Source organism: Methylobacterium sp. Leaf113 (genome assembly GCF_001423325.1).
In the GTDB taxonomy this organism is placed as follows: Bacteria; Pseudomonadota; Alphaproteobacteria; order Rhizobiales; family Beijerinckiaceae; genus Methylobacterium.
In genome coordinates this window covers 1-15,774 of record NZ_LMNJ01000031.1, presented here as the reverse complement: position 1 = coordinate 15,774, position 15,774 = coordinate 1, and the positions used below count along the sequence as shown (strand labels likewise).

At 70.0% G+C, this 15,774-nt stretch carries 10 protein-coding genes and 3 pseudogenes; 10 read left to right on the top strand and 3 right to left on the bottom strand.

Translation table 11 applies throughout. From position 1 onward, the window contains the following. Window positions 1–1,782: AMP-binding protein (locus ASF60_RS16340; protein ID WP_156634187.1), on the top strand; the 1,782-nt coding region annotated here is incomplete at its 5' end. Window positions 1,783–1,790: 8 nt separating this feature from the next. On the opposite strand, the gene ASF60_RS16335 is transcribed toward ASF60_RS16340, so the two are convergent. Then, on the bottom strand, window positions 1,791–2,543 hold the full coding sequence (locus tag ASF60_RS16335; RefSeq protein WP_244478471.1) for a GNAT family N-acetyltransferase: 753 nt from the start codon (window positions 2,541–2,543) through the stop codon (window positions 1,791–1,793). A 322-nt stretch (window positions 2,544–2,865) separates the two neighbouring features. On the opposite strand from ASF60_RS16335, the gene ASF60_RS16330 reads away from it, so the two are divergent. After that, a complete protein-coding gene (locus ASF60_RS16330) occupies window positions 2,866–3,402 on the top strand; it encodes a sigma-70 family RNA polymerase sigma factor (RefSeq protein WP_244478470.1) in 537 nt (178 codons plus the stop codon). A 7-nt stretch (window positions 3,403–3,409) separates the two neighbouring features. Here the strand turns inward: ASF60_RS16330 and ASF60_RS16325 are convergent, their stop codons facing one another. After that, window positions 3,410–4,168, bottom strand: a complete 759-nt coding sequence (locus tag ASF60_RS16325; RefSeq protein ID WP_056187177.1) for a thioesterase II family protein — start codon at window positions 4,166–4,168, stop codon at window positions 3,410–3,412. Between the two features lie 240 nt (window positions 4,169–4,408). Here ASF60_RS16325 and ASF60_RS16320 point away from each other — a divergent pair, with 240 nt between their 5' ends. From ASF60_RS16320 to ASF60_RS16290, 7 genes and pseudogenes are all read left to right on the top strand, one after another. Then, a complete protein-coding gene (locus tag ASF60_RS16320) occupies window positions 4,409–5,479 on the top strand; it encodes a siderophore-interacting protein (RefSeq protein ID WP_244478469.1) in 1,071 nt (356 codons plus the stop codon). Window positions 5,480–5,489: 10 nt separating this feature from the next. Then, window positions 5,490–6,770, top strand: coding sequence for an MFS transporter (locus tag ASF60_RS16315; protein WP_056187175.1), 1,281 nt, complete (start codon window positions 5,490–5,492; stop codon window positions 6,768–6,770). Further along, complete coding sequence (locus ASF60_RS16310; RefSeq protein WP_056187172.1) at window positions 6,760–7,653, top strand: ABC transporter substrate-binding protein; 894 nt, start codon at window positions 6,760–6,762, stop codon at window positions 7,651–7,653. Before ASF60_RS16315 ends, ASF60_RS16310 begins: the two co-directional genes overlap by 11 nt. Further along, window positions 7,646–9,643, top strand: a complete 1,998-nt coding sequence (fhuB, locus tag ASF60_RS16305) for a Fe(3+)-hydroxamate ABC transporter permease FhuB (RefSeq protein WP_056187169.1) — start codon at window positions 7,646–7,648, stop codon at window positions 9,641–9,643. Before ASF60_RS16310 ends, fhuB begins: the two co-directional genes overlap by 8 nt. Before the next feature lie 251 nt (window positions 9,644–9,894). Beyond that, a complete protein-coding gene (locus ASF60_RS16300; RefSeq protein ID WP_056187166.1) occupies window positions 9,895–12,282 on the top strand; it encodes a TonB-dependent siderophore receptor in 2,388 nt (795 codons plus the stop codon). 394 nt (window positions 12,283–12,676) lie between these two features. Beyond that, window positions 12,677–13,376 (top strand): annotated as a pseudogene (locus tag ASF60_RS23910) (IS701 family transposase); the annotation flags it as partial. A gap of 427 nt (window positions 13,377–13,803) precedes the next feature. Then, complete coding sequence (locus ASF60_RS16290) at window positions 13,804–14,076, top strand: helix-turn-helix domain-containing protein (RefSeq protein ID WP_056187161.1); 273 nt, start codon at window positions 13,804–13,806, stop codon at window positions 14,074–14,076. On the opposite strand, the pseudogene ASF60_RS16285 reads toward ASF60_RS16290, so the two are convergent. Next, window positions 13,989–14,601 (bottom strand): annotated as a pseudogene (locus tag ASF60_RS16285) (IS5 family transposase); the annotation flags it as partial. The gene ASF60_RS16290 and the pseudogene ASF60_RS16285 sit on opposite strands and share 88 nt — an antisense overlap. 808 nt (window positions 14,602–15,409) lie before the next feature. Between ASF60_RS16285 and ASF60_RS23905 the strand changes: the two are divergent. Beyond that, a pseudogene (locus ASF60_RS23905) lies at window positions 15,410–15,619 on the top strand (recombinase family protein); the annotation flags it as partial. Between the last annotated feature and the right edge of the window lie 155 nt (window positions 15,620–15,774).

The window sequence follows — 15,774 nt, the reverse complement described above, 5'->3', positions numbered from 1 at the left end:
GGCGAGGCCCTCTCGCGCGAGAGCTTCGGGCTGATCGCGCGGGCCTTGCGCCCGCGCTTCCTCATCAACGGCTACGGGCCCACCGAGACGGTGATCTCGCCCCTGGCCTGGAAGACCGGCCCGGAGGCCACGGTGGAGGACGCCTACGCGCCGATCGGCCGGGCGGTGGGTCCGCGCCGCGCCCTGATCCTCGACGCGGCCCTGGAGCCGGTGCCGGTGGGGGTGACGGGCGAGCTCTACCTCGGCGGCGCCTGCCTGGCGCGGGGCTACCTCGGCCAGCCGGGTCAGACGGCGGCYCGCTTCCTGCCCGACCCCTACGGGGCGCCCGGGGCCCGGCTCTACCGCACGGGGGACCTCGCCCGCTGGCGGGCGGACGGGACGGTGGCGTATCTCGGGCGGGCGGACGCGCAGGTGAAGCTGCGCGGCTTCCGGATCGAGCTGGGCGAGGTCGAGGCGGCCCTGCTCGCCCAGGAGACGGTGGCGGGGGCGGCCGCCGCCCTGCGGGACGGGCCGGCGGGTCCGCGCCTGGTGGGCTACGTGGTGGCGGCGCCCGGCGCCGCGCCGGCGGAGGGACCCTTGCGCGCGGCCCTGGCGCGGCGTCTGCCGGACTACCTGGTGCCGGGCCGGATCATGGTTCTGGCGGCCCTGCCGCTGACGCCGGGGGGCAAGCTCGACCGAGCGGCCCTGCCGGCGCCCGCCGACCTCCCGGTCGAAGCGGCCCCGGTCCGCCCGCTCACCGAGACCGAAGCTGTGGTCGCGCGCATCTGGGCCGAGGCCCTCGGCCTGCCCGCCCTTCACCCCGATCAGAACGTCTTCGAGGCCGGCGCCCATTCGCTGACGGCCCTACGGGTCCTGACCGCGCTGGGGACGGCCTTCCCCGGACGCGGCCCGACCATCGCCGACCTGTTCAACAACCAGACCGTGGCGACCCTGGCGGCGGCGCTGACCGCCAACGCGGTGGGCAATGCCGAGGTGGTGCAACTGGCGCGGGGCGGGACCCGCCCGATGCTGTACTGCTTCCCCGGCCTGATGGTGAACACACGTGAATATGCGCCCCTGGTCCGCCGGCTCGGGCCGGACCAGCCGGTGACCGGCTTCGTCTGCTACTCCCTGAGCGAGTCCCGCAAGAATGTCGTCTCGGTGGAGGACATCGCCGCCCGCTACGCCGAGACCATCCGAGCCGAATGCGCCGGTCGGCCCTGCACGCTGCTCGGCTGGTCCTGGGGCGGCGTGCTCGCCTACGAGGCCGCGCGGATGCTGGGCTCGGACGTGGACCTGACCTTCGTCGGCATGCTCGATGTCTGCGACATCGACGTGAACTTCGCGGTCGGTGCCCTGCCGCTCCTGGACCCCCGGGAGCGTCGCGCCCGGGAGGCGCAGGTCGCGAGCTGGCTCGAACGCGCGCCCATGCGCGCCGACTGGGAGGACCTGTTCCGGCGCATGGACGAGAGCCTGATGGCGCAGTTCCTCGCCTACGTCGCCGCCACCGGCCCGCTCCCCGCCGACGGACCGGGCCTCGGCAGCAAGGAATTCGAGCTCTGGACCTTCGTGGACAACACGCTGCTTTACCGGGGATACCGGGCCGCGGCCTTCGACGCCCCGATCCGGGTCTGGCTCGCCGGAGAGTCGCTCGCGCGCGGCCTCAACCACGTGGACTGGACCCGCTATTCCCGAAACGTGCTCAGCCGAGACGTCATCCCGGGGGTGACCCATCGGGAGATCGTCGATTCCCCCGCCTTCCACGACAGCTTCGCCGCCCGCCTGAATCCAAGCCCCGCCTGAGGGGGCGTTCAAGCGTAGTCGAAGACCCAGAGGACCGGGCTTGCCGCCAGCGTGAAGCCGAGGCGCTGGTAGAGGCGCTCGACAGGGCCGTCACCGACGCATTGGAGGGACACCGTTCCGGCGCCGGCCTCCGCGGCACAATGGAGGGCGGCCCGTGTCACCGCGGCGCCGAGGCCCCGGCCCTGGTGAGGGGCGCGGGTGCCGACGTTGTAGAGGCCCGCGCGCGATCCGGCGCGATAGAGTGAGGCGCAGGCCACGGGCGTCCCGGCCTCGCTGAGCGTGAGGTGGCGGGTCTCGACGCCCGGCACCGCCCGCGCGGCCGCGAGGACCGGCACGAACACGGCCTGCGCCACGGCATTAGTGGCCGGGTCCGCGTATAGGTCGCCGCAGACCGTGAGGAAGTCCCGCCCAGGAGCGGGATTGGTTTCCACCGTGAGGGCGAGACTGTCCGAGAGGGCCGACCCGGTCGTGGACGATGCCGGCGCGCCGCTGTCCCGGACCATCCAGCGGGTCGGGAAGCGCCCGATGCAGGCCGGTTTCACGTCCGGATCGGGGGAGGCCGCGTCGTCGAGGGCGAGGAGGGCCGGCCGGCGTCCGTGGCGGCGGGCGGTGGCCGCCACCCAACCGAGATCCCCCGTCCCGACGGCGAGGTTGAAGCCCGGCTCCGGCAGGGCGGATCGGATGTAGCACCCACCGCCGGGGGCCGGCTCCACGCCCGCGACGTAGCATCCGGCCTGCATCCGGAGATGGCTATCGAGCAACGTCTGAAAGTCCAATCCGCCCAAACTCATCCGTTCTCCTCCGGCTGTCGCTCCGTTCGGGCGCACGAGGATCCCATAATCTTCAGCCCGCCAAGCGTATCATGAACAGAAAACGCGCGACTGATCTAGAAAAATACGAACTCTTATCTTCTAGAACTCTTCTAATTATAGATATCAACTACAATCAGAAGCTTGAATTCGATCTCGATTTGTCGACATAGCCTCGTTCGTGAAGTCGACGATCGCGGGGGATGCGACGCCGGACGCCCGTCCGGCTCGTCCCGAAGGATCGTCGCGGCCATCGCCACGAGGAGGGCTGTCGATGACACGGACCCCGGTTTCCGCATCCCCGCGGGGCATGCCGCCCGCCGCCGCCACCCTGCTCGCGGCCCTGGTGCGCGAGCAGGCGGCCCTGGTGGAGGTCGCCGCCCGCATCCTGCGCGACCGTGCCACGGCGGAGGACGTGGTGCAGGACGTCGTCCTGAAGCTGTGCGAGGCCTCCGCCTGTCCCGAGGTTGCGGCGCCGGCCGCCTACCTGCGCCGGATGGTCCGCAACGCCGCGGTCGACTGCGCCAGGCGGCACCTGCGCGAGCGCTGCCGCCTGGCGCCGGATGCCGACGCGGAGGCGGTGCCGGCCCCCTGCGCCTGCCCGCTGGCGCATCTGGAGCGCTGCGAGGCCCTGCGGGCCGTGCTGGCCGCCCTGGAGCGGACGCCGGATCGCACCCGCCGGGTCTTCCTGGCCCATCGCATCGACGGCGTGCCGCAGAACGTCCTGGCCCGGGAGGCCGGGATCTCGCCGACGCTGGTGAACTTCATCATCCGCGACGGCACCGCCCTGTGCCGGGCGGCGGCCGCGTGAGCCCGGCTCAGGGCGCGGGCGCCTCGGCCGCGATCACGTCGCGCAACAGAGCCGCGAGGCGCTCCCCCTGCGCGCGGATGAAGAAGTGGCCGCCGGGCCAGATCTGCACCGCGGGCGCGCGCCCGAGCCAGACGCCCCATCCGGGCAGCAGCCCGGGCGGGTTGTCGAGGTCGGCGTCGCCGCCCAGGATCGTGGCCGGGAGCCTGAGGAGCTGCGACGTCGGATCCGGTACATGTTGCGAGGCGAGGCGGTAATCGGCCCGTACCACCGGCAGCACCAGGGCAAGCAGGTCGCGCGCCGCGAACAACTCGGGCGGGGTCCCGCCGAGGCGCCGCATGCGGGCTTCCAGGGCCGCGTCCGTCAGGGCCTCCTCCGCGAGCGGGCCTTCCCCGGTCAGCGGCGCCCGGCGCCCGCTCAGGACGAGGTGACGGGGCGCGCCCCCGGCGGCCGCGAGGGTACGCGCGACCTCGTAGGCGATGAGGGTGCCCAGGGAATGGCCGAATAGCACGAGGGGCTTCTGCGGCATCGCCCGAAGGGCCCCGGCGATCTCGGCCGCGACGGTTGGCAGGTCGGTGGCGAAGGCCTCGCCGAAGCGGGTGCCGCGCCCGGGCAGCTCCGGCACCCGCACCTCGGCGATGTCGGCGAGCGCGCGCTCCAGCGACGCGTAGGCGGTGGCGTTCCCGCCGGCGAAGGGCAGGCAGACGAGGCGCACCGGACCCGCCGGGTTGAGGGGCCCGCGCGGGAAGACGGGACAGGTCTGCGTCATGGGGCGGTCTCGATCAGGTCCGGAGCGGCATCACCTGGGCGTTTCTGCACAGGTTGCGGCAGGTCAGGCAAAGAACAGTCGTCGAATGTGATCGGATAATACATTTCTAAGCTGAATTAGAATAATGTTAAAGCAAGCATTGCGGTTGTCTTGCGGCTGTCCTTCGTCTAGGGCTGGCCGACCTGAGCAGCCACTCGATCGGGGCGCATCGCCCATCCGCACGAACGGGGAGATCATCCTGTGACATTGCTGGCAGCCGAGGCCGAGGTCCACCTTGCCGATGCGGAGCGCCACGTGGCGCATCTCTGCGCGCATTTCGAGGAGCACGACTTCGTCGTCGAGGCGGCGCCCAGCCGGACCCGGATCGCCTTCGACGTCGGCACCGGCATCCTGGAGAGCGACCGGGACCGCCTCACCCTGCGGGCCGAGGCCGATGACACGACCCGGCTCGCCGCCATCAAGTTCATGCTCGCCCAGCACCTGCAGGAGCTGCCGGGCGCGGCGGAGGCCCGCTTGGTCTGGACGGGGGACGGCTGCGCGGACACCACCCTGCCGAGCCTGCGCGAGGTCCGGGTGAGCCGCATCCGGGATCTCACCCCGAACCTGCGCCGCATCACCTTCGCGGGCCAGGATCTCGGTCGCTACGACGCGCCGGACATGCACATTCACCTGCTGATACCGCCCGAGGGCCAGCCGCCGGTCTGGCCGGTGCCGGGCGCCAACGGCATCCCGGTCTGGCCGGAGGGGCCGGCCGCGCCGGCCCTGCGCACCTACACCGTCCGGCGGGTCGACGTGGAGGCCGGCGAGATCACGGTGGACTTCGTCCTGCACGCGGCGCCCGGTCCGGGGGCCGCCTTCGCCGCGCGGGCCCGCCTCGGCGATGTCGTCGGCATACTGGGACCCGGCGGGCGCGGCGTCGCCCCCGCGCAATGGTACCTCCTGGCCGGCGACGACACGGCGCTGCCGGCGATCGGCCGTATCCTCGAGCGCCTGGCGCCCGACGCCACCGGCGTGGCCGTAGTCGAGGTGGACGATGCAGCCGACGAACTGGCCCTGCAGCATCCCGCGGGCCTCGCCCTGCGCTGGTTGCACCGCAAGGGCGCCCCCGCCGGCACCACCCCCCAGCTGGCCGAGGCCGTCCGCGCCATCCCGATCCCGCAGGACCGCAGCGTCTTCGCCTGGGCCGGCACCGAGTTCGAGACCTTCAAGGCCCTGCGCGCCCATTGGCGCAAGACCTGCGGCCTGCCCCGCGACCGGCATCTTGCGGTGGCCTATTGGCGCCGCGGGCACAGCGAGGACGCGGACACGTAAGGGACCTGCGATGGCCGCCTTCGGCTTCCTCGACGTCGCGCCCCTGCGCGCGAGCCCGGGCTTCCGGCTGCTCTACGCGGCGCGGGCCGCCTCCTTCCTGGCCTTCGGGGTGCTCGGCGTCGCCGTCAGCCTGCAGACCTACGCGCTCACGGACTCGTCCCTGCAGGTGGCGCTGCTGAACGCCGCCGTGGCAGGGCCGATGGCCCTGTCGCTGATGCTCGGCGGCTGGCTCGCCGACCGCTTCGACCGGCGCTCCGTGATGGTGTGGTCCCGGACCGCGCACCTGGCCGCGATCCTGATCCTGATGGGCAACGCGGCCGTGGCCGAGCCCGGAATCCTGCCGATCTTCGCCGCCGCCGTGGTGGGTGGGGCGACCTTCGGCTTGGGCATGCCGGCCCTGATGGCCGCGACCCCGGCCCTGGTCGGGCGCGAGCACCTCGCCGGGGCGGCCGCCCTCACCGCCGTGGCGGCCCAGGCCGGCGCCATCGCGGGGCCGTTCCTCGCCGGAGCGATCACGGCGCGGATGGGCCTGGTCGCCTGCTACGGATCGGTGGCGCTGGCCTCGGGCCTGACGCCGATCCTCCTCGCCCGGCTTCCTCGCCTGCCGCCGGCGCGCGTCGTGCCCGGCGGCGACGCGCCGGCGGATCGGACGGGTGGCCTCCGGTTCCTGGCGCGCTCGCCCCTGGTCCTCAGTCTCCTGCTCATCGACCTCGTCGCCCTGGTCTTCGCGGTGCCCTACGTGCTCCTGCCCGAACTCGCCGCCCGCGCCGTCCTGGGCGGCGCCGACAGCCTCGGCCTCCTCTACGCCGCGCCTGCGGTGGGCGCCCTGATCGGCGCCCTCGGCTCCGGCCGTGCCGGGGCGAGCCCCTGGGCGGGGCGCTGGCTGCTCGCCTGCGTGGCGGTCTGGGCCGGAGCCTGCCTCGCCCTCGGCCTCGTCGGCGGGCTCGCCCCGGCCCTCCTCGTCCTCACCATCCTGGGGGCCGCCGCGAGCCTGGCCGGCATCCTGCGCGCGGCCCTGATCCAGCGCGCCACGCCGGACGCGATGCTCGGCCGGATCTCGAGCCTCTGGGTGCTGGAGGAGACCCTCGGCCCGGCGCTCGGCGGCATGCAGATGGGCACCAGCGCGCATCTCGCCTCCGCGCGCCTCGCCCTGGTGACGGGCGGGGGGCTCTGCCTCGCGGCGACGGCCGGTTTCGCGGCCCTCGTTCCCAGCCTCCGGCGCGTGAGCCTCGCGCCCGAGAAGCGCCCCGAGACCGGCCATGCCGGGCTGATTCCGGCCGATGCGCGCTGAGGCCCGTCGCCGGATCGTCCTCGGATGGATCCTCGTCCTTCTCGCCGCGTCGCTGCCGGCGCGGGCGGACCCTGCGGAGCCACGCGTCGCCGCCCTCGACTGGGGTGCGGTGGAACTGCTGCTCGGCCTCGGCGTCGTGCCCGTCGGCGTGACCCAGCCGGAGGGCTACAACCGCACCGTCGTGGCGCCCGCCCTGCCGCCGGGCGCCACCGATCTCGGCCTTATTGTGGAGCCCAACCTCGAGGTCCTGGCCCGGCTGAAGCCCGACCTCATCCTGGGCAACCCCCTCCAAGTGGCGAGCCAGGGCGATTTCCTCCGAAGGATCGCGCCGACCGAGGCGGTCTCGATCTACGCCCAGGCCGGCACGCCCTACGCCCAGGCCCGGGCCGAAACCCGGCGCATCGCCGCGCTGATCGGGCGCGAGGCCGCCGCCGAGGCCCTGGAGACGCGCACCGAGGCGCTGCTGGACACTCTCGCCGCCGTGGCCTGCCCCGGCGATCGGCGACCGGTCTTCCTCGTCTGGATCGTCGATCACCGCAACGTGGTGGTCTACGGGCGCAACAGCCTGTTCCAGACGGTGCTCGACCGGCTCGGCCTCGCCAATGCGTGGACCGGGCCGACCAACGCCTACGGCTTCGCCGTGCTCGGCATCGAGCAACTCGCCGCCGGTCCGCCCGACGCCCGCATCGTCCATATCGGGCCGATCCGATCGGATGCCGCCCGTGCCCTGGCATCGAGCCGGCTCTGGCAGACGCTTCCGGCGGTGCGCGATCACCGGGTCACCGTGCTGCCGCCGGTCTGGTTCTACGGCGGCCTGCCGGCGATCGCGCGCTTTGCCGGGCTGATGGCGGAGCAACAGCGGGAGACCTGTCCGCGTGGCTGAGGCGCGGGCCATCGCGGGCGCCTCCGCGCGTCGCCCCTCCGGCACGGCCCTGCTCATCGGGGCCGTGTGCCTCGCGGCCACGCTCCTCACACTGCGCACCCTCACGGCGGACCTGCCCCTGGCGCGGGCCCTGTCCGCCCTGTGGAACCCGGACTGGACCGACATCCACCAGGTCATCCTGCACGAGAGCCTCGCCCCCCGCCTCGCCACCGCCTTGCTCGCCGGCGCGGCGCTCGCCCTGTCCGGGACCGTGCTGCAGCAGGTCCTGCGCAATCCCCTGGCCTCGCCCTCGACCCTCGGGATCTCGGCCGGCGCGCAGCTCGCCCTGGCGCTCGCCTCGCTGTTCGCCCCCGGCCTGTTCGCGGAAGGGCGCGAGGCGGTGGCGCTCGCAGGCGCCGGCCTCGCGGCCCTCGCGGTCTTCGCCCTCGGCCGCAGCCGGGGCTTCGCGCCTCTCGGGCTGCTGCTGGCCGGGCTCGTGATCGAGCTCACCTGCGGGGCGATTCAGACCCTCCTGGTCATCCTGCACCAGGAGCGCCTGTTCGGGCTGTTCGTCTGGGGTGCCGGGTCGCTGGCCATGAACGACTGGTCCGCCCCGGCCTACCTCGCGCCGCGCCTCGCGGTCGCCGCCGGGCTCGTGGCCCTGATGGTCCGGCCGCTCGCGCTCCTCGACCTCGACGAGACCAGCGCGCGCAGCCTTGGGCTCGGCCTCGGGCCGGCCCGCCTCGGCGCCCTGGTGCTCGCGGTGGCGCTCGCCGGCTTCGTGGTGAGCGGCGTCGGCGTGATCGGCTTCGTCGGTTTCGCCGCGCCGATCCTGGTGCGGCTCACCGGCACCCGGCGCCTGCGCGACCGCCTGATCGCCGCGCCCCTGCTCGGGGGTGCCCTGCTCTGGCTGACCGATACGGTGGTGCTGGCCCTCGGCCCCCTGGTCTCGCTGCCGACCGGCGCCTTCGCGGCGCTGCTCGGCGTGCCGCTGCTGCTCTGGCTGCTGCCGCGCCTGCGCGGGGTCGGAAGTCTGCACCACGCCACCGAGGCGACGGCGCGCGCGCCGAAGCCCTGGCGCCGCATCGCCGCTTGGGGCGCGCTGTTGGCGCTCCTGTCCGTCGGCGCCCTGGTGCTCGGCCGACAGGAGGGCGGCTGGGTCGTCAGCCTCGGGGACGGCCTCGCCGAGGTGATGCCCTGGCGCTGGCCGCGCGTCGTCGCCTCGCTGGCCGCGGGCGCGACCCTGGCGCTGGCCGGCGCCCTGGTCCAGCGCCTCACCGGCAACCCCCTCGCGAGCCCGGAGGTCCTCGGCGTGAGCGCGGGGGCGGGCTTCGGGCTGATCGCCGTCAGCCTACTCGTCGCCCTCCCGGACCGGGCGATGCTCCTCGGCGCGGGCGGCGCCGGCGCCCTGGTCTCCCTACTGGCGATCCTGGCGCTCGGCCGGCGGGCCGCCCTCGCACCGGAACAGATGCTGCTCGCCGGCATCGCCCTGACCACGGGCTTCGGCGCGCTCCTCACCATCCTGATGATCAGCGGCGATCCGGCGGTGGTGATGCTGCGGGCCTGGACGGCGGGTTCCACCGCGCGGGCGGCGCCCGACGATGCCGTTGCGGCCCTGGCGCTCCTCGGGATCGGGGCGGCCTGCCTGCCCCTGGTGGTGCGCTGGCTCGACCTGATGCCGCTGGGGGACGCCACCGGGCGGGCCCTCGGCCTGAGTCTGGGAGGAAGCCGCCTCGCCATCCTGACGCTGGCGGCCCTGCTCACGGCGGCCGGAACCCTTGTCGCCGGCCCCCTGAGTTTCGTCGGCCTCGTGGCGCCACAGGTGGCGCGGCTCGCTGGCCTGGCGCGGGCCGCGCCCCATCTCGCGGGCTCCGCCCTCGTCGGTGCGCTGATCATGGTGGCGGCGGATTTCGTCGGACGGATGGCGTTCTTTCCCCACCAGCTTCCCGCCGGCCTCGTCGCCGCCCTCGTGGGTACGCCCTTCATGATGTGGCTGCTGGCCCGACGATAAGACTTGGTCTTTTTATTTATTACAAAGTGCAAATGTGCTGATTCAACAACGTCGTATTGAAATATACGAAACAATCCCTGAGTCATGTTGATCAATAGCCTTCCGCATGCGCACCCTGTCGCCGCAAGATAGGTTCACCTGCTTAGAATACCTCCAAAATTCGCGGAAGTGTTCGGCAAGTGCCGATTTGACGGATCTCGCTGATTCCGTCTGCTGCATGACGTCAAGATCGGCATCGGAAAGCATTCCCCATGACCCAGGTCGAACTCCTTCCCGCTTCCTCCAGGTCCGCGCGTCCCGGTCGCCGGATCGGCGCGGCGGGCGTTTCCGCCCTCGCGCTGGCGGCGACGGTGCCGGTCCTGGGGGGCGGCACGGCCCTGGCGCAGGGCGCGGGCGGCACCGCCGCGGTGCAGCTCGAAACCCTGTCGGTGGCCGGTTCGGGGACCGGCATCCCGGCCGGCACCGCGAGCGCGCTGAAGGCGGCCACGTCCTACGTGGTCCCGAATTCGAACACCGGCACCAAGACCGACACCCCCTTGCGCGAGGTGCCCCAGTCGGTCTCGGTGGTGACGCAGAAGCAGATCGAGGACCGCGGCGTCCAGAACCTCGCCGACGCTCTGGGCTACAGCGCCGGCGTGGTCACCTCGCCGCAGGGACAGGACGGGCGGTTCGACCAGCTTATCATCCGGGGCTTCGACCAGACCCAGCGCGGCATCTACAAGGACGGCCTGCGCCTGCCGCAGACCAGCTTCTCGGGCTTTCCCATCGAGCCCTACGGCGTCGAGCGCATCGACGTGCTGCGCGGGCCGAGCTCGGGCCTGTTCGGGCTCAATGATCCGGGCGGACTCGTCAACTTCATTACCAAGAAGCCGCTCGCGGTTCCCTATCGCGAGATCTTCGGCGGGTATGGCAGCTTCAACCGCAAGCAGTTCGGCTTCGACCTGAGCGGCCCGGTCAACCCCGAGAAGACGATCCTCTACCGCGTGACCGGCCTGCTGCGCGAAGGCGGCACGCAGGTGGATTATACGCCGCTGGACCGGATCTACATCGCCCCTGCGGTCACCTTCGCGCCGTCGGCCGATACGAGCCTGACGCTGCTCGGCAACTATCAGAAGGACCGCACGGGCGACAGCTTCCGGGCCGTTCCGCGCGACTACACCAACGGCAGCAATCCCTACCGGGCGCAGCTGCGCGGCCGCTTCCTCGGAGAGCCGAACTTCTCGCGCTTCCTCGCCGAGCACTTCGAGGGCGGATACCAGTTCTCGCACCGCTTCGACGATTCCTGGACCGTGCGCCAGAACCTGCGCTACGCCCATGCCTCGACGGACTACAACGCCGTCTATGCCACCGACAGCAGCCCGGCCGCGCCCAACATCCTGGGGCGCTCGGCGCAGACCTGGCTGGAGGAGTACGGCGTCTTCACCGTCGACACGCAGCTCCAGCACGATTCCCAGTTCGGCCGGTTCAAGAACACCGCGCTGGTCGGCGTCGACTACAGCAAGGTCAACAACAAGAGCAATCAGTTCGGCGGTCCGACCGCCGCGCTCCTCGGCGTCGGCCCCCTGGTCGGCCCCCTCGACATCCTGAACCCGGTCTACGGCACGGGCGTCGCCACCCTGCCGCAGACGCGGCTCGCGCGCATCGACCAGGAGCAGGTCGGCCTCTACGTCCAGGACCAGGTCAAGTTCGACGACCGCTGGGTGCTCAGCCTCAACGGCCGCTACGACTGGGTGACGACGAAGACGACCGCTATCAACCCACCGATCGACGCCGTGCGCCAGCAGCTCGACGCCTTCGGAATTCCCAACGCGATTCCTGCTGTCTTCGGCGCGAACCAGCATGCCCAGGCCTTCAGCGGCCGGGCCGGCCTGTCGTATCTCTTCGACAACGGCCTGACGCCTTACGTCTCGGCGGCGCGCTCCTTCAATGTGCTGCCGGTCTACGTCCAGCAGAGCACGACCCAGACCATTCCGGGCATTGGCCCGGTCCCGATCTCGTACAACATCCTCCCGCCCAAGCCCGAGCGCGCCGAGACCATCGAGGCCGGCGTGAAGTTCCAGCCGCCGGGTGCCGCGAGCTCGATCCTGTTCTCGGTGTTCGACACCAAGAAGACCAACGCGCTGACCTTCGACCCCACCGACCCGCTGCAGCAGGCGTTCTACCAGGTCGGCGAGGTCTCGGTGAAGGGCTTCGAGACCGAGGCCACCGTGGATCTGCTCAACGGGTTCAAGCTGATCTCCTCGGCGACCGTCCTGAGCGCCGAGGTGACCAAGGACGAGCCCCCCGCCGGCGCGCTGAGCGCGGTCGGGCGGCGCCCGATCCAGGTGCCGAACTTCACCGCCGCCACCTGGGCCGACTACACGGTGCAGGACGGACCCCTGCGCGGCCTCGGCCTCGGCGCCGGCTTCCGCTACGTCGGCGCCAGCTTCGGCGACGCCCAGAACACCATCCGGGTGCCGGACTACTTCCTGGTCGATGCGGCGGTGCGATACCAGTACGAGAACTGGCGCTTCCAGGTGGCCGCCAACAACCTCCTCGACCGCGTCTTCGTTGGCACCTGCTCGCAGCAGATCGGCTTCGTCGGCTGCAACTACGGCGAAGGCCGCCGCGTCACCGGAACCGTGAGCTATCGGTGGTAACCCGTCGACGATCGTCGAGCGCGGCCCGTCCAATCCCGGGAACGTGCCACGGCCGCTCCTCCGTGATGCGTCGATGGCGCGCCGTCACTCGACATTCAGGGTCGAGGCAAGCTCCGGCACCACGATCATGGTGAGGCTTCAGGCTCCTCCGGAGTTCAGGGTCGTGCCGAGGGAGCTTCCGCGGCCCGGCATGTCGCCAGAACTGATCCGAAACCTGGCTGCACGCTCTAAGAGCGTTTCCGTAGTTGCGCTGTCGCCGATGGAATACAGAGTCGTGAGGAGGGAAGATGGCGGAGTGAACGTCGAGCTTAAGGGACGACCGCCGCTTATCTCGGAGCATTCTGCCTACCATTACAGTTGCGTTGTTGATGGGGTTCTGAATCTCTGCCTCACCATGATTCGCGCATCATGGACGACCGGGATCTCTATCGAGGCGACGCTGGAGTTGTGGGCCTCGGCGCTGCGAGACGTGAAGGGGCGCGTGCGGCCTCTGTTCACCCAGGAGCGGGTCGCCGCCTCGGCGGGTACTTTCCTGGACGGACTGCTCGGCGCGGAGCGAGACCGGTTGGATGCGGGCGGAAGCCGCGGGCGATCCTGGGCCTTGGCGTCAACAGGCCGTGCTCGGTCGCGGACGCTGGGATGCCGACGCCCTACGCGACGTGGTGCGTGAGTATGCCCTGGAGACGCTGGCCGACCCAGATACGGTTCTGGTCCTCGATGAGACCGGCTTCCTCAAGCAGGGCAAGGCTTCGTGCGGGGTGCATCGCCAGTCCACCGGCTCGGCCGGCAAGATCACGAACTGCCAGATTGGTGTGTTTGCAGCCTACGCCTCTCGGCACGGTCATGCCTTCATCGATCGGGCCTTGTACCTGCCCAAGACCTGGACCTCGGATCCGGCCCGGCTGGCCGCCGCCCACGTGCCGGAGGGGACGGCCTTCGCGACCAAGCCGGGATTGGCTCTGGCGATGATCGAGCGGGCGATGGCCGCCAGCGTGCCGTTTTCCTGTGGCCGAGATTCGGAGCGGGCAGCAAACCCTTGTCGCCATCTCCGAGGGCACCGTCATCCTGCCGCTCGACACGTCGGCCGCGCCCATCCCCGTCGCCGACTTCCTGGCGGGGCTGCGCACGGCTTGGCGGATGGGTGAGGTTCGACCGACGGCACAGCCCGCGCTGAAGCCGAAGCGCGGACGCCGTCGCCCGGATCCCCTCATCGCAGTCACCGACGACCTGCGATCCTGGTTCGAGGCTGATCCTACGCAAACCGGAGGCCAGCTACTCCTGCGCCTTCAGATATCCGATCCCGACCGCTACCCGGACGCGCTGCTCCGAACGGTACAGCGCCGTCTAAAGATCTGGCGCAGCGAGATCGCCTCCCAGCTCGTGTTCGGCATGCCAGATCGGTCGCCAACGGCTGCAATTTCGGGAACATATGTGTGATACTGTTTCCGGCTGATTGATTCGGGCTGGATTCCCAATGGTCGGTCATGGGTTTAGCCTCCGCATATTCTTGCGGAGGCGGACATGGCTCACATCGCGGAACATCTGAGCGTGGAGGAACTGGGCCGGCGGGCTCGCACGAGCGAGGACGCCTGCGCGGCGCGGCACTATCAGGCGATCTGGCTTCTGGCCCAGGGGCAGACTGTGGCGGAGGTCGCCGCCGTGACCGGCTTCGTGTCGCGCTGGCTGGAGCAACTGGCCCGCCGCTACAACCAGTTCGGTCCCGACGTGCTGGGCGACCGCCGGCGCCGCAACGGCGCATCCCAGATGTGTTCGCGAAAGACGTGGCTGGTATAGCCGCGGTCCCCCACGACCCATTTGGGCACCCCCGGCAGTTGGTCGAGCAGGGGAACAGCGTAGGAAGTTCATGGGCCTGACCGGGCGCCAGCCGGAAGGCGATGGCGCGACCCCGTCCATCCGCGATCACGCAAGCCTTGGTGCCATACCCGCCACGCGAGCGGCCAACAGCTTCACGAGCGTCTCGCTCGGGCCCAGATCCCCCCTTTTGGCGGCTCCCGCCGCCTTTTGGTGCGCCCGAACGTTCGTGCCGTCGAGGAACACCATACCGAGTTGGACACCGCGCTCCTGCACGAGGTGAAGAGGCCGCTCCCAGACGCCGGCACGCGACCAGCGGATGAAGATCTGGGCAGCCCGCCACCAGGGTCCCAATTCCTCGGGAACAGCTCGCCATTTGGCTCCGTTCTGATGCCGCCAAAGGATGGCCGAGAGCGTGCGCTGCAGATCCTGCGGAGGCGTTTTGGCCTTGGGCCGACAGGCTTCAACCAGAGGCTCCAGATCAGCCCATTGCGCGTCGCTCAGCATCGTCCCTCCTCCATCAGAGAGACGAAAACGCAAGCCCAGCCAATCTGTTCAGGCGACGACAGGCCCTAGGTACGACGCGTAGGCCCTTCAGGCGATCATTCTGTTCCGACAGCACACGGATGCAGGTTGTGTAAAAATTCAGGCCCGATTTTGGACCGAGGGTCACGTCAATCCCAGGTACGATCAGCAAGGCGAACTCAGACGGAGTTCGGAGACGGCCAGTAGTGTGCACTGTCACTTGGTGGGTCGTGTCATCCTGAGGGGCGTCGATGTCGACGCACTTGAGCTGGTCGCCGTCCGCTTCTCCTTCGGTTCCGACCCCTTGCTGCGGATCTCGGCAAGCTCGCTGCCGACTTTCGAATGCAAGCTACCATCGATCTGTAGATTTATCACGCCAGTCGCCGCGCCAAATGGAACGAATCCATACAGCGCCGTTCCAGTGCAGAGGGCACTTCTATCGAATGCTGTGTCGGCATAACACCGCTCCGGTCCGATTGCTTAGCTGCTTGATATTCTATTTTATCGATTAATATTTATAAGCCAGAAAATTATAGACTGATATAAGGTATTTGCAGAATTATATTTGGTGATTTATATTTATCAATCAGTCAAGCCTATGGGTGTTCATAAAAATAGGTTGTGTATTAAAAAACGCGCAATGGTTGTGCTCAGTATGCCCATAGAACGACTGTTTTTCCGACAGTTGAGCTAAACGACATCGAACCCATCGCGAACGGCCGAGTTCCTGTTGGGTAAATATGACTGCATTTGTATTGCGGATTAAACGCGCCTGAATCAATATCCCGACATACTCGTTGGATATGCTCGCGTCTCCACCCTCGATCAGAATCTCGACCTGCAGCGTGACGCGCTGACCAAGGCCGGCTGCGAGCGCCTGTTCGAGGAGAAGAGGTCCGGCAAGGCCGGCACCAAGCGCCCCGAGTTCGAGGCCGCGCTTTCTTACCTCCGGCCTACCGACGTGCTGGTGGTCTGGAAGCTTGATCGGCTTGGCCGATCTGGCCTGCCCGCCTGAAAAGTGGTCCTCCCTGAGCTCGACTTTGGCCAATCAAGCTGCTTGGCAGAGGGCGTAGGCCCAGGGTGGCGGCAGACGGAACCGAGTTTTCCTGCGGTCGCGTTTGCGACGTGACGTCGATAAACCCTCTTCTCGCCAGA